Genomic DNA, 20497 nt, shown 5'->3' on the forward strand with positions numbered 1-20497 from the left:
GATTTTAAAGCCATTTTATAGAGACCAGCCCATAATGGCAATAGCCCATTTGGCCTAGCGAGCAACGCGCCTCCCGATTCAAATCAGTTTCTGATAGCCTAACAGTATAGGCTTAGGGATTTTTTGGCACTTGTCGTTGAACTCACTCAAAATGGTAATGCTTTTTCAACGGCTGTTTGACTTCCCACACACAATCCAGCCCACTGGCAAAGGTGACTAAGTCACCCGCCCCAAAATTCACTGGCTCGCCATCTTTAGGTGTCACGGTCACCTCCCCCTGCAAGATATAAGCAATCTCGCTAGTGCTATATTGCCAGGGGAAAATAGAGACTTCTTTTGACCAGGTTGGCCACTGATCTACTCCGAGTAAGGCCAGCCTCTCTGCACTGGGACGCTCGACCTTAATTTGATTCACTGGATGATGACTCATGTGTATTCCTTTCCTGCTTACGGGAACGGAGGCCCATCAACAAAAAACCCTGCCGGATTGACAGGGTTTTCATCATACTACCACTTCAATTAAAAGTGTTTGTAGTGTTTTTTCAATTGCTTGACCACTTCCCACTGGGATTTCAGGCCTTTTGGAAACTCTACATAGTCACCTGCTTTGATGGTAACAGTTTCGCCACCAGCTGGCGTCACTTTGAATTCACCTTCCAACACATAGGCTTTTTCAGTCATGGTGAAGTCGAGTGGAAATTTTGATGGAGGGCAATCCCAAATGTTCCAGCTGGACACGCCCAGCTCGTTCAATTTCTCTTGGGATGGGTTGCTATCGATAATGATTTGAGCCATGACGGTTCCTTCATGTAAATATAAAAAACTGCAAATAGAAATGCCGCAAAACTGCGGCATTTCATGTCTGGCGGAAGAGGTGAGATTCGAACTCACGGAGGGCGTGAACCCTCGACAGTTTTCAAGACTGTTGCATTAAACCGCTCTGCCACTCTTCCCGAAAGCGCGCATTATAGCAAACAATCAGTCATCTGGAAGCGTTATTCCAGGAAAAAGTACATCATTAAAGCCAAATTTTGTCAGATCACGGATACGCATCGGGTAAAGCACACCAAATAAGTGGTCACATTCATGCTGGACCACCCGCGCATGAAAGCCGCTCACCGTGCGGTCAATCACGTTACCTTGCGGGTCAAAGCCACGGTAATGCAGATGCTGATAACGTGGCACCAGGCCGCGCATGCCAGGCACAGACAGACACCCTTCCCAACCCTCTTCTTCTGCCTCATCCACAGGTGTGAGTTCGGGGTTGATCAAAATCGTAAAAGGCACGGCTTCGGCATCCGGATAACGCGGATTGGCACCGACGCCGAACATCACCACCTGCAAGCTGACACCAATTTGTGGCGCGGCAATGCCTGCGCCCTGCATATGCGTCATCGTGTCCTGCATATCCTGAATCAAGGCATGCAACTCGGGCGTATCAAACTCGGTGACCTTGTCTGCTATCCGGTAAAGTAAAGGCTCGCCCATTCTCAGCACAGGTTTGACTGCCATTTCTGCTCCTCTGACTACCGTTTAAGCCACAGAACAATCATTATCTGACAGGTATTGCGCAATGACGGCACGGACTTTATCCATGGTTTGCTGCAGCAAAGGCATGACCTGCTCAAACTGGATGGATTGTGTACTATCACCGCGACCAGCCGCAAAATTGGCTACCGGGCAGATGGCCGCATAAGACACGCCCAATTCACGCGCCAATACCGCTTCCGGCATGCCGGTCATGCCGACAAGGGTGGCACCATCCCGCTCATAGCGGTCTATCTCTGCGGCGGTCTCCAGGCGCGGCCCTTGCACGCAAGCATACACACCGCCATCCACCACGCTGCAGCCCACATCGACAGCGGCTTTGAGACAGCGTTCACGCATGGCTTGAGAATAAGGTTGTGTGAAGTCTACATGCCGCACAGGCAGCTCTATGCCATCGTGATAGGTGTTATTGCGGCCATAAGTGTAATCGAGTATCTGGTTAGGCAAGACGATATCTCCCGGGATCAGATTACGCGTAATGCCGCCCACCGTGGCCACTGCCAGCAAATCACAGACGCCGACCGAATGCAGGGCCCAGACATTGGCCCGGTAATTGATCGCATGTGGCGGAATCGTATGCCCACCACCATGACGGGCTAAAAACACCACTTCTTTGCCATTGATTTCGCCAAAGACTAAGGGCTGCGAAGGTTCCCCATATGGCGTGCGCACGATCAAGCGCTTAGAAATGTTCAAATTATCCAGTGCGGTGAGCCCAGTGCCCCCAATAATGCCTAACATAAGTTCTCTTTATGATTGTTCATCTGCAAGGCGTAAGCGTATCATGGATTTATGGCATACTTAAGCCATGCATGCCTTTTCCAAGCCCGCCCAGCCCCAACCTAGCCTGACACTGGCACACACGCATTACGAAAACTTTCCGGTTGCATCCTTGCTGTTACCGGCCCATTTACGTCATGCAGTGACGGTCATTTACCAGTTTGCGCGCGAGGCAGACGATATTGCAGACGAAGGCAACGCGAGCGAAATCGAGCGCCTGCAAGCCCTGCAGGCTTATGAAGATGAGTTATTATTGATCCAGGCCTATATACAGCCCTCACAGCCATTGTTTCAATCGTTGCAAGCGGTGATCCGGACTCACACTCTCGATGTCCAACTGTTGATCGACCTCATCGATGCTTTCAAACAGGATGTGGTGAAAACCCGTTATGCCAACTTTGAGGAAGTACTGGATTATTGCCGCCGCTCGGCAAATCCGGTCGGCCGCCTGATGCTGCAACTGTATGGCAGTGACAGCACGCAACACCGGCTGTGGTCCGATCAAATATGCAGCGCGCTGCAACTGATTAACTTTTATCAGGACATTGCGCTAGACCTGCAAAAACATGGGGCCGTCGGACGGATTTACCTGAGCCAGGAGGACATGCTGGCGGCAGGCATCAGTGAGCAGGATTTGCGAGCTCAACGGCTGGACAGCCACTGGCAACAGTTCTTTTTGACACAAGTGGGGCGTGCTGAGGCCATGTTAAAGGCTGGCAAACCGTTAGGACGCGCCTTACCTGGACGGATCGGTTTTGAGTTGCGCATGATGATTGCCGGTGGCGAACGTATCGTGCATAAATTAAAATCCTGTCGTGGCGATATTTACCATCACCGCCCGACCTTGAAAGCCTATGATTGGCCACTGATTTTGCTGAAAGCCCTGTTTAAACAATGACGCCGCAACAATATTGCCTGCAAAAAACCCGTGAGAGCGGTTCCAGCTTCACGCTGAGTTTTGCTTTTTTACCCAAAGCCAAGCGCGAGGCGATGACGGCGCTGTATGCCTTTTGCCGCGAAGTGGATGATGTGGTGGATGAGTGTACCGACTACCAGATCGCCCAAACCAAGCTTGGCTGGTGGAAACAGGAAGTTGAGCGGCTGTTTCATGCCACGCCGCAACATCCGGTGACGAAAGCCTTAGAGCCCGTCATCAAAACCTATGGTTTGCAAGAAAGCCATTTCATTGAAATCATCGATGGCATGCAAATGGATACGCAATACAATCGCTATGCGGATTTTGAACAGCTGGGCCTGTACTGTTACCGTGTGGCAAGTGTGGTCGGCTTGCTGTCAGCGCAAATTTTTGGCTATAAAAATCCGGCCACCTTGCAATACGCGCATGACTTGGGCATGGCGTTTCAACTGACCAATATCATCCGCGATGTCGGCGAAGATGCGCGGCGCGGACGCATTTATATTCCACTGGATGAGCTGGAGCGTGACAGTGTCACTGAGCAACAACTGCTTAATAGCGAAGCCACGCCGCAAACGCAGGCCTTGCTGCTCAAGCAGATTGCCCGCGCGGAACTGTTTTATGACAAAGCCCTGCAGCAGCTCCCGCCAGAAGATCGGAAAGCCCAATTACCAGGATTGATGATGGCGGCCATTTACCGAACATTGCTGCAGGAAATCAAACAAGATCCCAACCTGGTACTTAACCATAAAATTGCGTTGCCGCCATTTAGAAAGCTCACCTTGGCGCTGGGCGCCTGGTTTAAATCCCGCCGTTCATGAGTGCAGTGTTATCCAGGGCTAGTCAGAAAACATCCCCAACCGTTAGCGCCACCGCGAAGCTTCGCAGAGTAGCGGTGATTGGCGCCGGTCTGGCCGGGTTGTCTACGGCCTTGCGCTTAGGTCAGCAAGGCTATCAAGTATGCGTCTTTGAGGCCGCCCCGCAGGCAGGTGGCCGTGCACGTGGGGTATCGCACTCTTCAACCACGCTGGATAACGGCCAACATCTTTGCCTGGGCGCCTATCATGCCACGCTGGCCTTGCTACGCGATGCCGGCCTGGATCACAGGCATGTGTTCAAGCGCTTGCCGCTGGCATTGCACATGCACGATGGCCAGCATCGTATTTCGCTGGTCACCCCAGAATGGCTACCCGCCCCGCTGCATCTGCTGTGGGGCTTAATCACCGCGACCGGACTGGACTGGAAAAGTAAATGGTGGGCCATCTGCTGGATGCGGCAGTTACAAACAACCGCTTTTACGCTTGCGCAGGATATGCCGCTATCCGGCTTACTGACTCAAGCCCACCAAACGCCACTGGCGATCAAGTACTTGTGGGAGCCCTTATGCCTGGCTGCACTGAACACGCCGCTAGCGCTTGCCAGTGCACAGGTATTTTTAAATGTACTCAGGGATAGTTTTCAGCATCGTCGTCAGGACAGTGACTTTCTAGTGGCTAGATCTGATTTGTCCACCGCCCTCATTCAGCCGCTGTTAACGCAGCTACAAACACAGGGGGTTGCAGTCAGGCTAGGGACCACTGTCACCGCCATCGAGGCTTTTGAGCATGGTTGCAAGCTGACGCATCAGCAACAAGAAGTGTTTGATGCGGTGGTGCTTGCGGTCGGACCACACCAACTGAAAACCATCGCAGGCGCACCTACGCTGCCCTGGCGCGAGTATCAACCCATTACCACCATTTACCTGCAATTCAGCGATCAGGTGCGCTTGCCGCACCCCATCATGGGCTTATGCGGCGGCTGGGCACAATGGGTGTTTGACCGCGGGCAGTGCTGTGACCAGGCCGGCTTGCTCGCCGTAGTCATCAGTGCACATGCGCCCTTTGAGATGGACAAGGCCGTCCTGGTCACACATTGCCTTAATGAGATTAATGCTGCGCTCGGCAACTACGACATGACTTTGCCGCAAGCACCTCTGTGGACAAAAATCATCACAGAAAAACGCGCCACCTTCAGTTGCAGCCCGGCTTTAAAGCGGCCTGGCCCTCAAACCGCACATGCCCGCATCTTTTTAGCCGGAGACTATGTCGCGAGCCCTTATCCGGCCACCATAGAAAGTGCGATCCGTAGCGGTGAGGCCGCTGCGCAAGCAATTGCGCGATTACTGGGCTAGCAGCGCCAAGACAGGCGATTAGCCTTTACACACCACCGCCAGGTGATTATTCGCTGGTCTGTAAATCCCATCACCGCTATCAGGGAAGGTTTCGGTGTAAGACAAACGTTTGTCTAGCTCATACCCCCCGGCACACTGTTCACCCGCCTTGCGCTGGCATTGCTCCCAGGTCGTGTTGAATTCACTGCATGTCAGGGTATAGCCCGTTTTACCATTGTTGCCTGTATATTGCTGCGGGCTGACACTGGCACAAGCCGTCATTAACAGTGGCAAAAGAAAAATGATTTTTTTCATTATTTTTTCTCCTTTAATACATATCGTCATCTTATTGTCATATTTTTGTGAATCTGACTTTGGTTCGGCCTACATTTTGTAGGAATAGTTGCATTAAATTTTTATGACAATTACTTTTATATAAATTAAAATTATTGGTGATGCACGCGATCTCTGCTCTGTATCGAACTCGCTACAAATGCCTACAAAATGCGCGGCCTTTGTAACTGACAGAACCCAGTGGGTTTTTTATACTGTTTTCAATGTCATTGATTGAAAGGAGTTAAGCATGAAATATGCGACCGTCATGGCCACCGGCTTATTCGTCCACATGTCAATCTTCGCTTCAGATATATTACCGACAGAAGATTACGCAAACCTGACAGGGGAAAAAGTACGCATCCTCAAACAACTGGGCGAGCATGCAGAGTGCATCCGTTTGGCTGATGACGAGCAGGCTTTGCGCGATTGCCAGGAGAAACTGAACCAACGCCAACTCACCCAGGATCCACTCGCGCGTGACCCGTCTGTAAAACAAAGAACGGCCAGAAATATAGAAAAATTAAAGACAGATAACCCGAATCAAAACGAGTTTTTTTGACACGGCCATCAAGCCGCTTGAGTGAACCGACTTCCCTGTGGTTGCCTACCCTCTTCTGGGCAACCTCATCCTTAGGCAACGATAGGACTCCCATCTATCGTTGCCATTTTTTTATGCACGCATGACGTCTATGGCCTGTTCCAGCCTATCCACAGCCTCAACCTGCATACCGGCAATACCGCCTTTGGGCGCATTTGCTTTGGGGATAATGGCATGGGTAAAACCCAGTTTGGCAGCTTCCTTAAGACGTTCCTGGCCCCGCTGCACGGGTCGCACTTCGCCAGCCAAGCCCACTTCACCGAAGACAATCAGCTTGTTTGGCAACGGTTTGTTTTTCAACGATGAAACAATCGCCAGTAACACTGCCAGATCCACCGCAGGCTCACTGATTTTGACACCACCGACGGCATTGATAAACACATCCTGGTCATAACAGGCCACCCCCGCATGCCGGTGCAACACCGCCAGCAACATAGCCAGCCTGTTCTGCTCCAGGCCCACGCACAAGCGCTTGGGATTGGGCGCATGTGCCGTATCCACCAGCGCCTGGATTTCGACCAGCAAAGGCCGTGTGCCTTCTTGCGTGACCGTGATACAGGAGCCAGGCACCGGCGATTCATGGTGCGATAAAAACAAGGCGGAAGGATTGCTGACTTCGCGCAGACCCTTTTCGGTCATGGCAAACACACCGAGTTCATTGACCGCACCAAACCGGTTTTTAAACGCGCGAATCAGCCTGAAACTCGAATTCTGGTCGCCCTCAAAGTACAGCACGCTGTCGACAATGTGCTCCAGCACTCGCGGGCCCGCCAGCGAGCCTTCTTTGGTCACATGACCAACCAGAATCATGCTGATCCCAAGTTGTTTGGCCACCCGAGTGAGTTGCGCAGAACATTCACGCACTTGCGCCACCGAGCCTGGTGCAGACTGCAAAGCCTCGGAATACACGGTCTGAATCGAGTCTATCACCACCACGTCCGGCTGATGCTGCTGCAATACCTGGCTGATTTTTTCGAGATTGATTTCCGCCAGCACATCGACCTGGCTCGCATCCAGCCCCAGGCGATGTGCCCGCATGGCAATTTGCTGCGCAGACTCCTCACCGCTGATATAAAACGCTTTGAGCGATTGCGAAACCTTGCACACGGTTTGCAGCAACAAGGTCGATTTACCAATGCCAGGATCGCCACCGATGAGCACCACACCGCCCGCCACCAGCCCGCCACCCAGCACCCGATCAAACTCGGTAATGCCAGTCGCCTGACGGGACACATCCTGCGCCTCAACATCAGCCAGTTTTTGTAATTGGGCGGTTGGCGCCAGACTGGCAAACCGGCTTGTCGTTGCCGCTTCCGGCACCGTCTCTACCAGCGTGTTCCAGGCATGGCAGCTCGGGCACTGGCCTTGCCATTTAGGCTCAGTGGCACCGCATTCGGTGCAGGTGTATTGTGTTTTTGCTTTAGCCATAGTGCTTGAACGGGACCCTGGCGGTGACCGCACATAATAATTCGTAGCCTATGGTCCCCGCTGCTTGCGCAACCTCATCTACAGGGACTTGCTCACCCCATAATTCCACAATGCTGCCAACGGTTGCGTCAGGGATACCGGTGACATCTACCGCCAGCATATCCATAGACACGCGCCCTAGCGTACGGGTCAATTGACCATTAACGGCAATCGGCGTCCCTGTTGGCGCATGTCGGGGATAGCCGTCGGCGTAACCACAGGCGACAATCCCGACCTTGGTCGGCTGATCTGCGGTAAACAAGCTGCCATATCCGACACTTTCACCGGCCTGAATTGACTGCAAGGCGATAATAGCGGACTGCAAGGTCATGACAGGTTTCAGGCCCAGCATGGAAGCATGCTGGTCGGCAATCGGCGAGGCACCATACAACATGATCCCAGGCCGCACCCAATCGGCATGGGTTTGCGGCTGCTGAATCACGGCAGCCGAATTCGCCAGGGAGCGCGCATAAGGCTGATTGGCCATGACCGCGTCCACGGTGTGCATGGCCTGCTCAACGCCATCCGCGAGATCCGCATTGGCAAAATGCGTCATCATGACGATCTCGCACACATTGGCGCATGCAGCAAGAGCAGATAACGCCTGCGGATACTCGGCTGGCGACAAGCCAAGCCTGTGCATGCCGCTATCTAACTTGAGAAACACTCGAATGGGGGCACTCAATGCGGCCTGCTGCAACCAGGCAATCTGCTGCATCTGGTGCACGACAATATCCAGCCGGTATCTGTCGACCTCAAGCAATTGCTCGGGCGCAAACACCCCTTCAAGTAACAATATGGGCTGCGTATAACCCGCTTCACGCAACGCGATGGCTTCACTAGGATTGAGCACAGCGAAAGCATCTGTTTCGCTGAGCCCTTGTGCCGCATTGAGCAAACCGTGACCATAAGCATTAGCTTTGACAACGGAGATGATCTTCGCAGCTGGCGCGTAACGTTTGACCTGCGCCAGATTGTGTCTAAGCGCAGCTAAAGACAGATGAGCAACAATCGGACGCATTAATACTCGTCCGGCATGTAGGCCGCATTGGCATAGTCGGCAAAGCGCGTATGCGCACCCATAAAGGTCAGGCGCACCCGGCCAATCGGGCCGTTACGCTGTTTTGCAATAATAATTTCGGCAGTGCCTTTTTCGGCACTGTCCGGGTTGTAATACTCATCGCGATACACGAACATGATCAAGTCAGCATCTTGTTCAATCGCGCCGGATTCGCGCAAGTCACTCATCACCGGGCGCTTGTCTGGCCGTTGGTCCACGCTACGGTTAAGCTGCGAAATCGCAATCAGCGGCACATTGAGTTCTTTGGCCAATGCCTTCAGCGAACGTGAAATTTCTGAAATCTCGGTTGCACGGTTTTCGCCCTGGCGGCCGGCTGGTGAGCTCATCAACTGCAAATAGTCGATCACAATCAGACCAAGTTCACCTGTTTGCCGATGCAAGCGACGGGCACGCGCCCGCACGTCAAAGCTGCTTAAGCCGGCCCCTTCATCAATATAAATCGGCGCCTCGTTCAATTTGCCCAGCGCGGTGGTTAGCTTTTCCCAGTCCTCATCCTCAAGGTTACCATTACGCATTTTGTGCTGGTCGAGGCGGCCAATTGAGCCGATCATACGCGTGGTCAGCTGTGTTGCCCCCATCTCCATCGAGAAAATAGCGACCGCTTTATTGGTCTCAAGCGCGACATTCTCAGCAATATTAATTGCAAACGCGGTTTTACCCATGGACGGACGACCGGCAATAATCACCATGTCACCGCCTTGCAGGCCGGAGGTCATGGAGTCAAGATCGGTAAAGCCGGTGGGGATCCCCGTCACATCAGAATGATTTTCGCGTGAGTACAGGTAGTCAATGCGGTCAGCCACTTGTGGCAAAAGCACTTGCATGCCCAAAAAGCCCTGGCTCTTGCGGTTACCGCCTTCGGCAATCTGGAAAATCTTGGCTTCGGCTTCATCCAGTAACTGCTGTGCATCGCGACCATTCGGTTGGTAAGCACTTTCGGCAATATCAGTGCCCACTGCGACCAGTTGGCGCATGACAAAGCGCTCATGCACAATTTCGGCATAGCGGCGGATATTGGCAGCGGTGGGCGTATTTTGCGCCAGCGCGCCCAGATAAGCCACACCACCAACCGTGGTCAACTCACCACTGTTTTCAAGCGATTCAGCAACCGTCACAATATCGGCTGGCTGGTTGCGCTCAATCAGCCGTGCGATATGTTCATAAATCAGTTTATGGTCATGCTGGTAGAAATCCTGCGGTGCCAGAATATCGGCAATCTTGTCCAGCGCTTCGTTATCCAGCAACAGGCCGCCCAGCACGGACTGCTCAGCTTCAATGGAATGTGGAGGGAGTTTTAAGAATTCGAGTTGTTCATCAGCCATCTGGCGATTATACCGAAAAGCTGACTGGCATTTTTGGGTTTCAGAACAGATGAAAGATTAAAAATACTTTAGCCACAGAGATCGCAGAGGAGATAGAGAAAAACCTCATGTACTTTATTGGTACGTTATCAAATAACGCTTTGTGGCAAAAAAGCAAAAAGGCTACCGAAGTAGCCTTTTCCTGTCATGCATGCAGATGCCTGATTAGGCTTCTGGCGTCACAGTCACAGTGATGTCTACCACTACGTCGTGGTGCAATGCCACGCTCACAGCGAAATCACCAATGGTCTTCAGTGGGCCGTTAGGCAGGCGCACTTCAGCTTTTTTCACTTCGTGACCTTGCGCTTGCAAGCCTTCAGCGATGTCCATGTTAGTCACGGAACCGAACAGACGGCCATCCACACCGGCTTTTTGAGCGACTGTCAGTACAAAACCAGCCAGTTTTTCGCCACGCGCTTGTGCTGCGGCCAACAGGTCTGCCTGTTGTTTTTCCAACTCGGCGCGCTGAGCAGCAAACACTGCCTTGTTCGCTTCGGTCGCGCGTTTTGCTTTACCTTGTGGGATCAGGAAGTTGCGGCCGTAACCGTCCTTCACTTTAACCACGTCACCCAGGGAACCCAGGTTTGCTACTTTTTCCAATAAGATTACTTGCATGTTGTTCTCCTAAGCCGCCGATTAACCTGGGTGTTTGTCTGTGTAAGGCATCAGCGCCAGGAAACGTGCGCGTTTTACCGCGGTTGTCAATTGACGTTGGTATTTAGCCTTGGTACCAGTCATACGGGCTGGGATGATTTTGAAGTTTTCAGAAACGAAATCTTTCAACAGATCTACGTCTTTGTAGTCAACTTCTTTGATGCCTTCTGCGCTAAAACGGCAGTAACGGCGACGTTTGTACATATCTCTTGCCATTTGAAACTCCTTAAATTCTTTAATACTGTATTCGCTGTAACTCTTGTATGTGCAGTACCACTTGTGTGCTTTTTGCACTGCGCTGTGCCAGAAAACCCTTCACTTTGATCTGATCGCCGCTTTGCAATGGCAAATTGGCTTTTTCACCAATAATCACTGCGGGTAACTGACACTGTACCTTCCGATTCATCCCAGCCTCTAGCTGCTCTGAATCATGTTGCAATTGCAATCGCAACAAGGGCAAGCCTGCCGGTGTGTATCGCAACGTTTCAACTACTTGAACCGTCGCTGCAATCACCAGCGTATTCACAACACTTAAGCAGCCGCCTCTGTGCTAGCAGCAGGTGCGTCACCAACGATGGTTTTGGATTTTTCCTCTTTCATCATTGGGCTTGGTGCGGTGACCGCTGTTTTCGTCGCGATGGTCAGGTGACGTAATACAGCATCATTAAATTTGAAGCCATGCTCCAACTCTTCCAGCACTTCTTGGCTGCACTCGATGTTCATCAACACGTAGTGTGCTTTGTGTACTTTTTGGATTGGATAGGCAAGTTGACGACGGCCCCAGTCTTCCAGACGGTGGATGTTGCCGCCATTACCTGTGATTTGTGCGCGGTAACGCTCAATCATCGCAGGCACTTGTTCACTCTGGTCAGGGTGAACAATAAACACGATTTCATAGTGTCGCATGAGATTTCCTTATGGTTAAAGCCACCTTCGGATCAAACTTAAGAATGCCTGATCAAAGTGTGGCAAGGTTGCAAAGCACGCGATTATAAACCCTTTTTGAAGGATTGATCAAGAACCGATTATGTTTTAGGCGGATTCTCTAGGGATTTGTCTTCTTTTGGCAGGTAATAAGGGTCAGCGACGTAGCCAGGCCCTTTCATGATAATGATCACGATCAGGCCTATCATGGCGGCACCGATAAAGAACCAGAAGGTAAACAGCAAGCCCAAAAACATGGAGTTGCGTTCCAGGTCATGAGCCAGCAAATCGCCTGACTGCCACCAGTCATAAGCAATGGGGGCAGCAAACACCACGCTCCCCAATAGCCACCATTTAGGCAGTTTCTTGAGCAGCTGCCATTCTTTATAGCTAGGGTAACGCACGCCACCAGGAAGTCTTTTCAAAATACCCATGAATGTCTGGACCTTAAAGCCATCTCATCACACCAGCCTTATTTTACCTTAAGGCCCCAAGTAGTAGGAAAACGATGTGGCCAAATCGTTCAACCCTTGCGCCATATCAAGTGCGCACTTTGCAAGGATTCCCACATGCATGGTTAAAGAATTGCCAGCCTATGCCGTAAAACCCTTAAACCATGAAACATCGGGCAATGCTGCCCTGCTCATTACCGTTTGAGGTCATTGCATGCTGGTACAAAAAAAACAAACCCATTGGGAAGGCATTTTGCAAGCCATACAGAAATCATATGCGATTAAACGGCATATTGAATTCTTTCAATGGCTGAAACAAGACATTCATCCACTGATGCGGCACGATGCGCTATTGGCAGCGTGGGGCGACTTCAGCACTGGCGAACTGCATTTTGATGTCTCTTCTGCAATCCCGGAAATGTCTACCCAGCGCTTACTGGAAGACTCTGCCATTGTGAACTACCTGATGTGCAACCTGTACAAACGCTGGGTAGAAAACGACGAAAAATGGTTTGTGATTAACCGTTTTGATGCCACGGGCATTCATGCACAGTCGCCCAACCCGTTCACGCAGCAGTTGATAAAAATGCATTCGCTCATGGTGTATGGCGTACGCGATACCCGTGGCAAATCAGACTGTATTTATGTGTTTTTTGACCGCACCAAAGAGTTTCATGTGCCAGACCAGATGCTGGGCATGATCATGCCGCACCTGGATGCGGCGATCCGCCGTATTGGACACCTGAAACCGGTGATTAAAGACGAGGACCTGCTGGACAGTATGGCGCAAGGCGGGTTATCAGACCGCGAGCAGGAGATTCTGCATTGGGTGCGTAGTGGCAAAACCAATCTGGAGATAGGCATGATCCTGCATATCAGTGCCAATACGGTCAAAAACCATCTCAAACGCATTTTCCAGAAACTGGATGTTTCTTGCCGGGCACAAGCGGTAGCCAAAACCGGGCTGAGCAATGGCGCCCGCAGGCCAAGCTAGACTAACCGCGTCCAGTAAAGCGCTGAATCTCGCGCATTTGACGCTTGGTCGGACGCCCCATGCCACGGTCGCGCTCGGCAAAATGCTCCGCCCCGCTCTCTTTCATCTGCTGGCGTATTCGTTGGCTTTCTTCGGTCTCGCGGTATAGCAAGGCGGCTTCGGGCGCGCCGCGCCTTACATTGCTGAGCGTCAGCACTTCCACCTCTATCTGCATATCCTTGTTTTTAATACTTACGCGCATGCCGGGCTTCATTTCGCGTGCATTTTTGGCGCGGTCGCCATCAATGCGCACCTTGCCGGCATCAACGGCGTCGGCCGCCAGACTGCGTGTTTTAAAAAAACGGGCGGCCCATAGCCATTTGTCCAGACGGCAACCGTCGTCTTTTTCTGGCGGCGCTTCTTGCTTGCGGTGATGCGTGCGTGGCATAAATCAGAAATGTTGATGGTCTTGTTGTTGCTGGATATAGGCCATACGCGCCTGATTACGTTCCAGCGTTTGCCGGTAGCTGGCGAGTGCAGCTTGCGCGCGCGCCATGAGCGTATCACCCTGATAGGTGCCATCCGCCTCTTGCACGCCGGCTTCGCAGTCGGTCAGATGGGCAATGCCTTCCAGCACATGGTCAATGGCAATAATTTTGAACATGCCATTATTCACGGCCGTGACGACGGTCTCATCCAGCAGCAGGTGACGCTGGTTACGTTTGGGGATAATGACGCCCTGCTCGCCGTTTAAGCCCAAGGCCTGGCAGACGCGGAAATAGCCCTCGATTTTTTCATTGACGCCACCAATCGGCATCACTTCGCCAAACTGGTTGAGGGCGCCGGTGACGGCCATGCCTTGCTTGATCGGCAAGCCAGTCAGCGCAGATAACAGCGCAAACAATTCGGCACAGGAGGCAGAGTCGCCTTCTACGCCATTATATTCTTGCTCAAACACCAGCGAAGCGTTCAGGCTCAACGGTGCCAACGCCCAAAAACTGGCACTTAGCCAGTTTTGCAGAATATAAATGCCTTTGTCATGCGTAGGGCCGCTCATATTCACTTCGCGGTCAATATTGATCACGCCACTGCGGCCTGGATAACAACGGGCGGTAATCCGGATAGGCGAACCAAAACTGGCGTCGCCCAACTCGATATGCGTGAGGCCATTCACCTGCCCGACCACACTGCCATGCACCTGAATCAATAACTCATTATCAATAATCGAGTCACGAATCTGTGTTTCAAAAAACTGCTGACGCAACAAGCGCGCAGACAGGGCCTGCTTGACATGCGCATCGGTCACCAGACGTGCTTCAGCAGCCACTGCAGCACTCTCATGCATGAGCTGATCCAAATGCACAAAGCGCGTACTGATACGGCCTTGGTCCTCTTCTAGCCTGTGCATGAACTGCAACAGCACATTCACCGCCGCGCTCGTAAAATGTGGCATCACCTGTTGCTGGCATTTACGCGCAATATAGCCGGCCACCCAGGCATAATTGTCCAGCGTCGCGGCAACGCGGTCTTCAAACTCGACTTTTACCGGAAAGAAGTCAAAGAAATCGGGCTGCGCTTCAAGGCAGTCGTAATAATCTTCGCGGCTGGCAATCATGACAATTTTGACATGGACCGGCAAGGCGCCATGGCGATTGCCGCCAGCCCCTTGCTGTGCATGGTTGGCCCAGTCTTCAATCTGCACCTCGCGGTTACGCATGAGACGGTAAAGCTTTTCGAGCAAGGCACTGCCGTTGCCTTCGTCTTGCATCAGATCACGCAAATGCAGCAGCAACATGCCTCCATCGGCCTGGTGCACACTGCCGGCACGCAAGCGTAAGAACTCCGGCCATTGCGCCGACTCTCCTGCAGCGGTTTCCAGCATGCCAAACAAGGCGGCAAAGCCGGGATCTTTGTCTTCCACCACAGGCTGCTTGATGCCGGAGGTGAGGTTAGCGCGCTGATCGACCAGCAGATTCACCCGAAAACGCGATAAGAAGCCGTCATTGACCAAGCCGTCAGTGCCGCTGTCGCCCTCACTGCCGACTTGCTGCCAGGCTTGCAGATACCCCAGCACCTCGGGTTTGATCAGATTAAAAAATGGCGATAACTTGGCGCTGCTTAATTGCGAGCGCAAACCATCCACGCGCTCCTCAAGCCAGGTTTCGGCCTGCGAAAAATTGACCTGGCCATTGGCATCCACCCATTGCTGCATCTCGGCCACCAGCGACTTGATAAACGATTCCATCACAGTCCGCAACTGGGCGCCCAGCCCGGCCGGCAGCTTGATGTAGTTGGCGCAGGATTGCTGGCTAAAATCATACAGCGCCACCAGGTCGGTCAGCGTGGTATCAATCCCGGTCATGGCAGAGGCTTTCATCGCCGCCAGTGTGAGTCCGGCTCGACCAGAACCAGGCGTCCCCAGCACCAGCACATTACAGCCATCCTGTTGCAGCGACAGGCCCATCATCAGTGTTTTCTGTGCTTCTGGCTGTAGTTTCCAGCCGTAGTCGGTCAGGCTAAGCTCACTCGCATCCAGCAGGTCTGCGGTGGACTCAAATGACATGGGTGACAGTTTGTAGGAAACGGTCATTTCTTCAGGACTGAGGACTTGCATCATTTAGGGCTGTTTCCATTGTTGTTTTGCTTGTTCATCAGAGGCACGGGCTTCTACCCAGTGTTCGCCAAACGCGCCAATTTCTTTTTTCCAGAACGGCGCATCGGTCTTTAAATAGTCCATCATAAAGGCACAGGCTTCAAAGGCTGCCTGGCGGTGCAAGCTGGTAGCGGCCACCAGCACAATCTGCGCCTGAGCAGCCAATAGGCCGACACGGTGGATGATACGCACCCCGAGCAATGGCCAGCGACTGGCCGCCTGTTGCGCAATACCCTGCAAGGCCTTTTCGGTCATGCCAGGATAGTGTTCGATTAACATCTGGCTTAACTGACCCTCACTGGCGTGCTCTCTTACCCAGCCGACAAAATTCACCAGCGCACCGGCCTCTGGCGAGGCTAGACGCAAGCGCTGCAACTCGCTGGCCAGGTCAAAATCCTCAGGCTGAACAGAAATATCCAGAAATGGCAGCTTGCTCAAATCAGCCTCCGGTCACAGGTGGAAAAAACGCCACCTCATCACCTTCATCAAAGGTCGCCATATCATCGACCAGCTCATGATTGATAGCCGCACGCACCACCCCGCTACCGTTAAACAGTTTTTGCCAGGTCTCGCCGCGGCCAGACAACCAGGACTTGAGTGCGACGATGGTTTCTATCTCATCCGGCAACTCTACGTCTTCAGAGGAGTAATTCACCACCTCTTTGATGCGTGCAAAATATAAAATGGTGATCTTCATGTAGGGGTGCTCTTTCCAACCTCGTCTAATTCGTCCAGCAATTCCAGCGTTTCCAGACCAGCCTCTGCCAGCTCGACTTTTTCAATCTGGGCGAAGCGTCTGGAAATCTTCTGACTGCTGATATGCACGTCTTGCGCATTTTCATGCGCCTGCCGGATATTATCAGCCAGTTTTTTCATGCGGGTATCAAAGCGGTCAAAATCTTTACTTAATTTGCCCAGCTCGTCTTTGATGATATGCACCTGTTTGCGCATTTCCACATCTTTGAGCACTGCGCGTGCCGTATTGAGCACCGCCATCAGGGTGGTCGGCGACACCAGCCACACGCGTTTCTGCATCGCATAATCGACCACATCCCTATGATAGGCATGAATCTCGGCAAACACCGCTTCAGCCGGGATAAACATGACCGCGCCATCGGAGGTCTCGTTGGCGATGATGTATTTGCTGCTGATATCATCAATGTGTTTTCTGATGTCGGCCTTGAACAGCTTGGCGGCTTGCGCCTGCACCAGATCGCCCTGGCTGCTATCTATCATGCGATGGTAGTTTTCCAGCGGAAATTTACTGTCAACGGCCACTGTGCCAGTTGGCTCAGGCAAAAATAAAGCACAGTCCACGCGTGCGCCGTTACTCAGCGTATGTTGCATGGCAAAACTGCTATTGGGCAACACATTGCGGATCAGCCCTTCCAGTTGCACTTCCCCATAAGCACCGCGGCTGCGTTTATCCCCCAACAGTTCCTGCAGACTGACCACATTCACGCTGAGACCATCAATTTTCTTTTGGGCCTCATCAATGGTGGCCAGTCGCTCCATCACACTCACAAAGGTCTCATTGGTTTTTTTGAACCCTTCTTCCAGGCGAATAGACACCTTGCCACTCATTTCCTCCAGGCGGCCATCGACGACTTTGGTCAGTGCTTCAATGCTTTGCGTCAGGCTTTGAGTCGTTGTTTGCAAGGCGGTTTTAAGCAAGTTTTGCTGGGTAATGCCCTGCTCGGACAAGCCATTACGCAAGCTCAGGCTGAGTTGTTCAGTGCTCTGGCTCAAGTGGTCGCGCTGGGCAACCTGTAACGCCTGCATCGCTTCACGCGTCGCGGTCAGCTCTTGCGACAATTGCGCCCGCAAACGGTCTTGCTGGTCGGTATTCAGGCTTTGCAAGCGATCAGCCAGATGATTGAGTGACTGGTGCATCTCCTGCATCATCATGCGGTGTTTCTCTTCGAGCTGCTGCGCCAGTAACTGTGCCAGCGCCTGCTGCGCAGCCTGTTGTTGCCTGCGAGATTGCCACACCAGCATGGCAATAATCACCACTAATAAAAGAAGCTGAATAATTTGAAACGTCATGCAGGCATTATAGCCGATGACTGGGAGGGCCACACTGTCCGGCTGCAAATTCGGCCGCCGGGCGGCAAGCCCATCGCATGCGCCATGCGATCAGAGTAATCAACACGTATTCTTTGCGATGCCTGGGCATGCAGTCCAGACATCGCTAGCGATCAGGCCGACGCGACTAATGATGATGCGACTGCAAGCCAGGCGCATCGTGCGCTTTGGCCAGCCATTGCATTTCGGAAGGGTTGTGTTCCATATCGCCCAAATCGGCATAATCCACATGCTGGTACTGGCTCAACGCCGTCAAAGAGGTTTTGGGCGCGACTTCGACGGGCTGACCAGGCTTGGCTGCCGGTTGCAGCGCCTGCAACTGTATGCTGACCGTGTGTTGTGGATAGGTATATTCGACCTTGTAGGGCAATTTTAAGGCCGGAATCCACCAGACCTGACTACGAATACCATTGCCCAAGGTACCACTATACTTCTCAATAGCATAGCCATACTGTTCGCTGGCTTCGTCTGCCACTTTTTGCAGGCTGGCCAACTCGCTATCGGTGACCAATTGCGTCTTCAGTTGCCATGTGGCTTCATCCATTTTGATCGCCAGCAGCTTCAAATCCACATCGCTGTAATCGATGGTGCGCTGCTCGTCATGCATCAGGTAAATATAGCTGAATTGCCCACCCGGTTTTTTCTGCCACAAGCTGCTGTGGTGTGCTGGCTCGCCATTTTGATACAACTGACGAATTTCCACCTCATCCTGGTCACGCATCAGCCACCATTGCAAGTGCTTGGCGGCATCGGCCTGGCATGGCAAGGCGCACTGCACGGTGTCATAGCGTGCATTGACGATTTCTTCGGCCTGCGCACCAGCGCTTATCATCGCCATCACCAGCGCAAAACAGCCAGCGGTTTGTTTCAATCTCATGATGATTCCATTTCTTACTAAAGGCAGAGGGCAGCTTGCGCTGCCCCACTGTTAAACCAATTGATGTTCAGGTCTATTCTAAAGACAGTCGATTAAAAACCGAATGCATCTTTCATGACTTGATAAATGTAGCTTTGCTCTTGTACCCCATGGACCAGATAGGCTTTAGGGCCGACGGCATAAATCGCAACCTCTTCACCAGCATGCGTTTCAGAGCTCAGTGGCACCAGTGCCTCCTGGTGGAAATCTGGGTCCTCAGTATCCACGCCTGACATGTCGACCACGCGGCCTGCAGCAATCGCCTCATTGTAAACCGCATCACCTGGTGAGTTAGTGTGATAGCCTGGGCCGTTGGCAAAGCTCACGGTGGTGTAAGGCTTGCCATCAGCCGCCAGCGTTGGCGTGGTTTTACCTGGCTCAACCACTTTACCCAAAATCGGGTTACCACGTTTTGGATAGCCGCCTATGGTCAGGGTGTGGCTATGGTCAGCTGTGACAATAATCAAGGTGTCGTTCAGATTCACTTTGGAAGCCGCTTCACGCACCGCATCTGACAGCGCCACCGCATCTTTAAAGGTACGGTAAGCATTGCCTGCATGAGAAGCATGGTCAATCCGGCCACCTTCCACCATCAGGAAAAAGCCATTCTGGTTTTTCTTCAAAATGTCGATGGCCTTGCCCGTCATCTCTGCCAAAGAAGGCTCACCAGCGATATCGTTAGGACGGTCTTGCTCGTATTCCATGTGGGAGGGGTTGAACAAGCCCAAGACTTTATTGGTCGTGGCTGGATTCAAGGCATTGAATGCCGATTGATTTTCGATATAGACGCCACCAAACTTGTTCACATATTCTTGCGTCAGGTTACGGCCATCGGTACGGCGGCCTTTGGCGCCTTCGATATCTTTAATACTGTTAGGCAAAAAGTAGCTACGGCCACCGCCAAAGACGACATCAACGCCATCGCCAAGCTTGCCATTACCAAAGTTATCAATCAGTTGTGCAGCAATATCCTTGACGCCATTGCTAGCCGCCGCCGCTGACAGGTTAGCATTGGCTTCCCAGTCACGGTTGGAAATATGTGCATAGGTGGCTGCCGGGGTGGCATGCGTGATACGGGCAGTCGACACCACACCGGTGGCTTTGCCAGCTTGCTCGGCCTGTTCCAGCAGGGTGGTTACTTTATTCGCATTGATCACGGCAGGGTTAGCCTCATTGCGCGGAACAGACTGGTTCAATGAAATGATGCCGTCATTGGTTTTCACGCCAGAAATGATGGCGGTCATGGTCGGTGCAGAGTCAGAGGTCTGCTGGTTGGTCGAATAAGTTTTGGACAGGGCCACATAAGGGAACTCTTCAAAAGACAGTTTGTTGCGCTCACCATCCTTGCCTTTGAGCTGACCTTCAAAAATACGCGCGCCAGTGACCGTCGAAATCCCCATACCGTCGCCGACAAACAAAATCACGTTTTTGGCTTTGCGTGCATTCGGTACCAGTTTTTTACTGTCGCTCAGGCTTGCTGCGCCATCGTTGAGCCAGAACTGGGCGTTTTCCTCAGCCATCAAAGGTTGTGTCAGGGAGACTTGTGTCCCCAGCAGCATGGCCAACAGAGCAGTACGTTTTAAGTTAAACAGTTGCATGATTGT

At 52.3% G+C, this 20497-nt stretch carries 25 protein-coding genes and 1 tRNA gene; 5 read left to right on the plus strand and 21 right to left on the minus strand.

Annotated elements, in window-relative coordinates:
* Positions 1-142: 142 nt before the first annotated feature.
* The 5 genes from Q9292_RS11430 to Q9292_RS11450 form a co-directional block, all read right to left on the minus strand.
* The gene (locus tag Q9292_RS11430; RefSeq protein WP_409934498.1) at positions 143-430 is read right to left on the minus strand and encodes a cupin domain-containing protein; all 288 of its coding nucleotides are present in this window, start codon (positions 428-430) and stop codon (positions 143-145) included.
* A gap of 89 nt (positions 431-519) precedes the next feature.
* Positions 520-795, minus strand: a complete 276-nt coding sequence (locus Q9292_RS11435; protein WP_194748017.1) for a cupin domain-containing protein — start codon at positions 793-795, stop codon at positions 520-522.
* A 68-nt stretch (positions 796-863) separates the two neighbouring features.
* A tRNA-Ser gene (locus Q9292_RS11440) sits at positions 864-953 on the minus strand.
* Positions 954-978: 25 nt separating this feature from the next.
* Positions 979-1512: a peptide deformylase gene (gene def, locus Q9292_RS11445; RefSeq protein WP_313988140.1), complete on the minus strand. Its 534-nt coding sequence runs from the start codon at positions 1510-1512 to the stop codon at positions 979-981.
* A gap of 21 nt (positions 1513-1533) precedes the next feature.
* Positions 1534-2289: an S-methyl-5'-thioinosine phosphorylase gene (locus tag Q9292_RS11450; protein ID WP_313988142.1), complete on the minus strand. Its 756-nt coding sequence runs from the start codon at positions 2287-2289 to the stop codon at positions 1534-1536.
* A 67-nt stretch (positions 2290-2356) separates the two neighbouring features.
* On the opposite strand from Q9292_RS11450, the gene hpnC reads away from it, so the two are divergent.
* Genes hpnC through hpnE form a run of 3 tightly spaced genes read left to right on the plus strand, consistent with a single transcriptional unit; the run spans position 2357 to position 5414 of the window.
* Complete coding sequence (gene hpnC, locus Q9292_RS11455) at positions 2357-3226, plus strand: squalene synthase HpnC (RefSeq protein WP_275355649.1); 870 nt, start codon at positions 2357-2359, stop codon at positions 3224-3226.
* A complete protein-coding gene (hpnD, locus tag Q9292_RS11460; RefSeq protein ID WP_275355651.1) occupies positions 3223-4065 on the plus strand; it encodes a presqualene diphosphate synthase HpnD in 843 nt (280 codons plus the stop codon). The genes hpnC and hpnD overlap by 4 nt, the downstream gene beginning before the upstream one ends.
* Complete coding sequence (hpnE, locus tag Q9292_RS11465; RefSeq protein WP_313988146.1) at positions 4062-5414, plus strand: hydroxysqualene dehydroxylase HpnE; 1353 nt, start codon at positions 4062-4064, stop codon at positions 5412-5414. The genes hpnD and hpnE overlap by 4 nt, the downstream gene beginning before the upstream one ends.
* Before the next feature lie 18 nt (positions 5415-5432).
* Here the strand turns inward: hpnE and Q9292_RS11470 are convergent, their stop codons facing one another.
* A complete protein-coding gene (locus Q9292_RS11470; RefSeq protein WP_275355654.1) occupies positions 5433-5708 on the minus strand; it encodes a hypothetical protein in 276 nt (91 codons plus the stop codon).
* 268 nt (positions 5709-5976) lie between these two features.
* Here Q9292_RS11470 and Q9292_RS11475 point away from each other — a divergent pair, with 268 nt between their 5' ends.
* On the plus strand, positions 5977-6288 hold the full coding sequence (locus Q9292_RS11475) for a hypothetical protein (protein ID WP_313988149.1): 312 nt from the start codon (positions 5977-5979) through the stop codon (positions 6286-6288).
* A 111-nt stretch (positions 6289-6399) separates the two neighbouring features.
* On the opposite strand, the gene radA is transcribed toward Q9292_RS11475, so the two are convergent.
* From radA to Q9292_RS11515, 8 genes are all read right to left on the minus strand, one after another.
* A complete protein-coding gene (radA, locus tag Q9292_RS11480; protein WP_275355658.1) occupies positions 6400-7755 on the minus strand; it encodes a DNA repair protein RadA in 1356 nt (451 codons plus the stop codon).
* Entirely contained in the window at positions 7748-8815 is a 1068-nt protein-coding gene (gene alr, locus Q9292_RS11485; protein ID WP_313988151.1) for an alanine racemase, read from the minus strand. The genes radA and alr overlap by 8 nt, the downstream gene beginning before the upstream one ends.
* Positions 8815-10197, minus strand: coding sequence for a replicative DNA helicase (gene dnaB / locus Q9292_RS11490; protein WP_194748036.1), 1383 nt, complete (start codon positions 10195-10197; stop codon positions 8815-8817). Before dnaB ends, alr begins: the two co-directional genes overlap by 1 nt.
* A gap of 204 nt (positions 10198-10401) precedes the next feature.
* On the minus strand, positions 10402-10851 hold the full coding sequence (gene rplI / locus Q9292_RS11495) for a 50S ribosomal protein L9 (protein WP_194748038.1): 450 nt from the start codon (positions 10849-10851) through the stop codon (positions 10402-10404).
* Between the two features lie 21 nt (positions 10852-10872).
* Positions 10873-11106 (minus strand): 30S ribosomal protein S18, encoded by a 234-nt coding sequence (rpsR, locus tag Q9292_RS11500; RefSeq protein WP_024929836.1) that lies wholly within the window; start codon positions 11104-11106, stop codon positions 10873-10875.
* 19 nt (positions 11107-11125) lie between these two features.
* On the minus strand, positions 11126-11416 hold the full coding sequence (gene priB, locus Q9292_RS11505; protein ID WP_313988157.1) for a primosomal replication protein N: 291 nt from the start codon (positions 11414-11416) through the stop codon (positions 11126-11128).
* A 5-nt stretch (positions 11417-11421) separates the two neighbouring features.
* A complete protein-coding gene (rpsF, locus tag Q9292_RS11510; RefSeq protein WP_194748042.1) occupies positions 11422-11796 on the minus strand; it encodes a 30S ribosomal protein S6 in 375 nt (124 codons plus the stop codon).
* A gap of 119 nt (positions 11797-11915) precedes the next feature.
* Positions 11916-12248: a hypothetical protein gene (locus tag Q9292_RS11515; protein ID WP_194748044.1), complete on the minus strand. Its 333-nt coding sequence runs from the start codon at positions 12246-12248 to the stop codon at positions 11916-11918.
* A 232-nt stretch (positions 12249-12480) separates the two neighbouring features.
* Here Q9292_RS11515 and epsA point away from each other — a divergent pair, with 232 nt between their 5' ends.
* Positions 12481-13260: an XrtB/PEP-CTERM-associated transcriptional regulator EpsA gene (gene epsA / locus Q9292_RS11520; RefSeq protein ID WP_275355671.1), complete on the plus strand. Its 780-nt coding sequence runs from the start codon at positions 12481-12483 to the stop codon at positions 13258-13260.
* A 1-nt stretch (position 13261) separates the two neighbouring features.
* Here the strand turns inward: epsA and Q9292_RS11525 are convergent, their stop codons facing one another.
* The 7 genes from Q9292_RS11525 to Q9292_RS11555 all read right to left on the minus strand — a co-directional run bounded on the left by Q9292_RS11525 (position 13262) and on the right by Q9292_RS11555 (position 20491).
* Positions 13262-13687 carry an RNA-binding S4 domain-containing protein gene (locus Q9292_RS11525; RefSeq protein WP_313988163.1) on the minus strand — a complete coding sequence of 142 codons (426 nt, stop codon included), beginning with the start codon at positions 13685-13687 and terminating at the stop codon, positions 13262-13264.
* Between the two features lie 3 nt (positions 13688-13690).
* Positions 13691-15856 (minus strand): Lon protease family protein, encoded by a 2166-nt coding sequence (locus Q9292_RS11530; RefSeq protein WP_275355674.1) that lies wholly within the window; start codon positions 15854-15856, stop codon positions 13691-13693.
* Positions 15857-16330 (minus strand): molybdenum cofactor biosynthesis protein MoaE, encoded by a 474-nt coding sequence (locus Q9292_RS11535; RefSeq protein ID WP_313988167.1) that lies wholly within the window; start codon positions 16328-16330, stop codon positions 15857-15859.
* Position 16331: 1 nt separating this feature from the next.
* On the minus strand, positions 16332-16589 hold the full coding sequence (gene moaD, locus Q9292_RS11540; RefSeq protein ID WP_275355676.1) for a molybdopterin converting factor subunit 1: 258 nt from the start codon (positions 16587-16589) through the stop codon (positions 16332-16334).
* Positions 16586-17938 carry a DNA recombination protein RmuC gene (locus Q9292_RS11545; RefSeq protein WP_313988169.1) on the minus strand — a complete coding sequence of 451 codons (1353 nt, stop codon included), beginning with the start codon at positions 17936-17938 and terminating at the stop codon, positions 16586-16588. Before Q9292_RS11545 ends, moaD begins: the two co-directional genes overlap by 4 nt.
* Before the next feature lie 166 nt (positions 17939-18104).
* On the minus strand, positions 18105-18854 hold the full coding sequence (locus Q9292_RS11550) for a hypothetical protein (RefSeq protein WP_313988172.1): 750 nt from the start codon (positions 18852-18854) through the stop codon (positions 18105-18107).
* Between the two features lie 92 nt (positions 18855-18946).
* Positions 18947-20491 carry an alkaline phosphatase gene (locus tag Q9292_RS11555; protein ID WP_194748058.1) on the minus strand — a complete coding sequence of 515 codons (1545 nt, stop codon included), beginning with the start codon at positions 20489-20491 and terminating at the stop codon, positions 18947-18949.
* Positions 20492-20497: the final 6 nt, after the last annotated feature.

Origin of the sequence: Methylophilus sp. VKM B-3414, assembly GCF_032248435.1 — a bacterium.
GTDB classification, from domain to species: Bacteria; Pseudomonadota; Gammaproteobacteria; order Burkholderiales; family Methylophilaceae; genus Methylophilus; species Methylophilus glucosoxydans.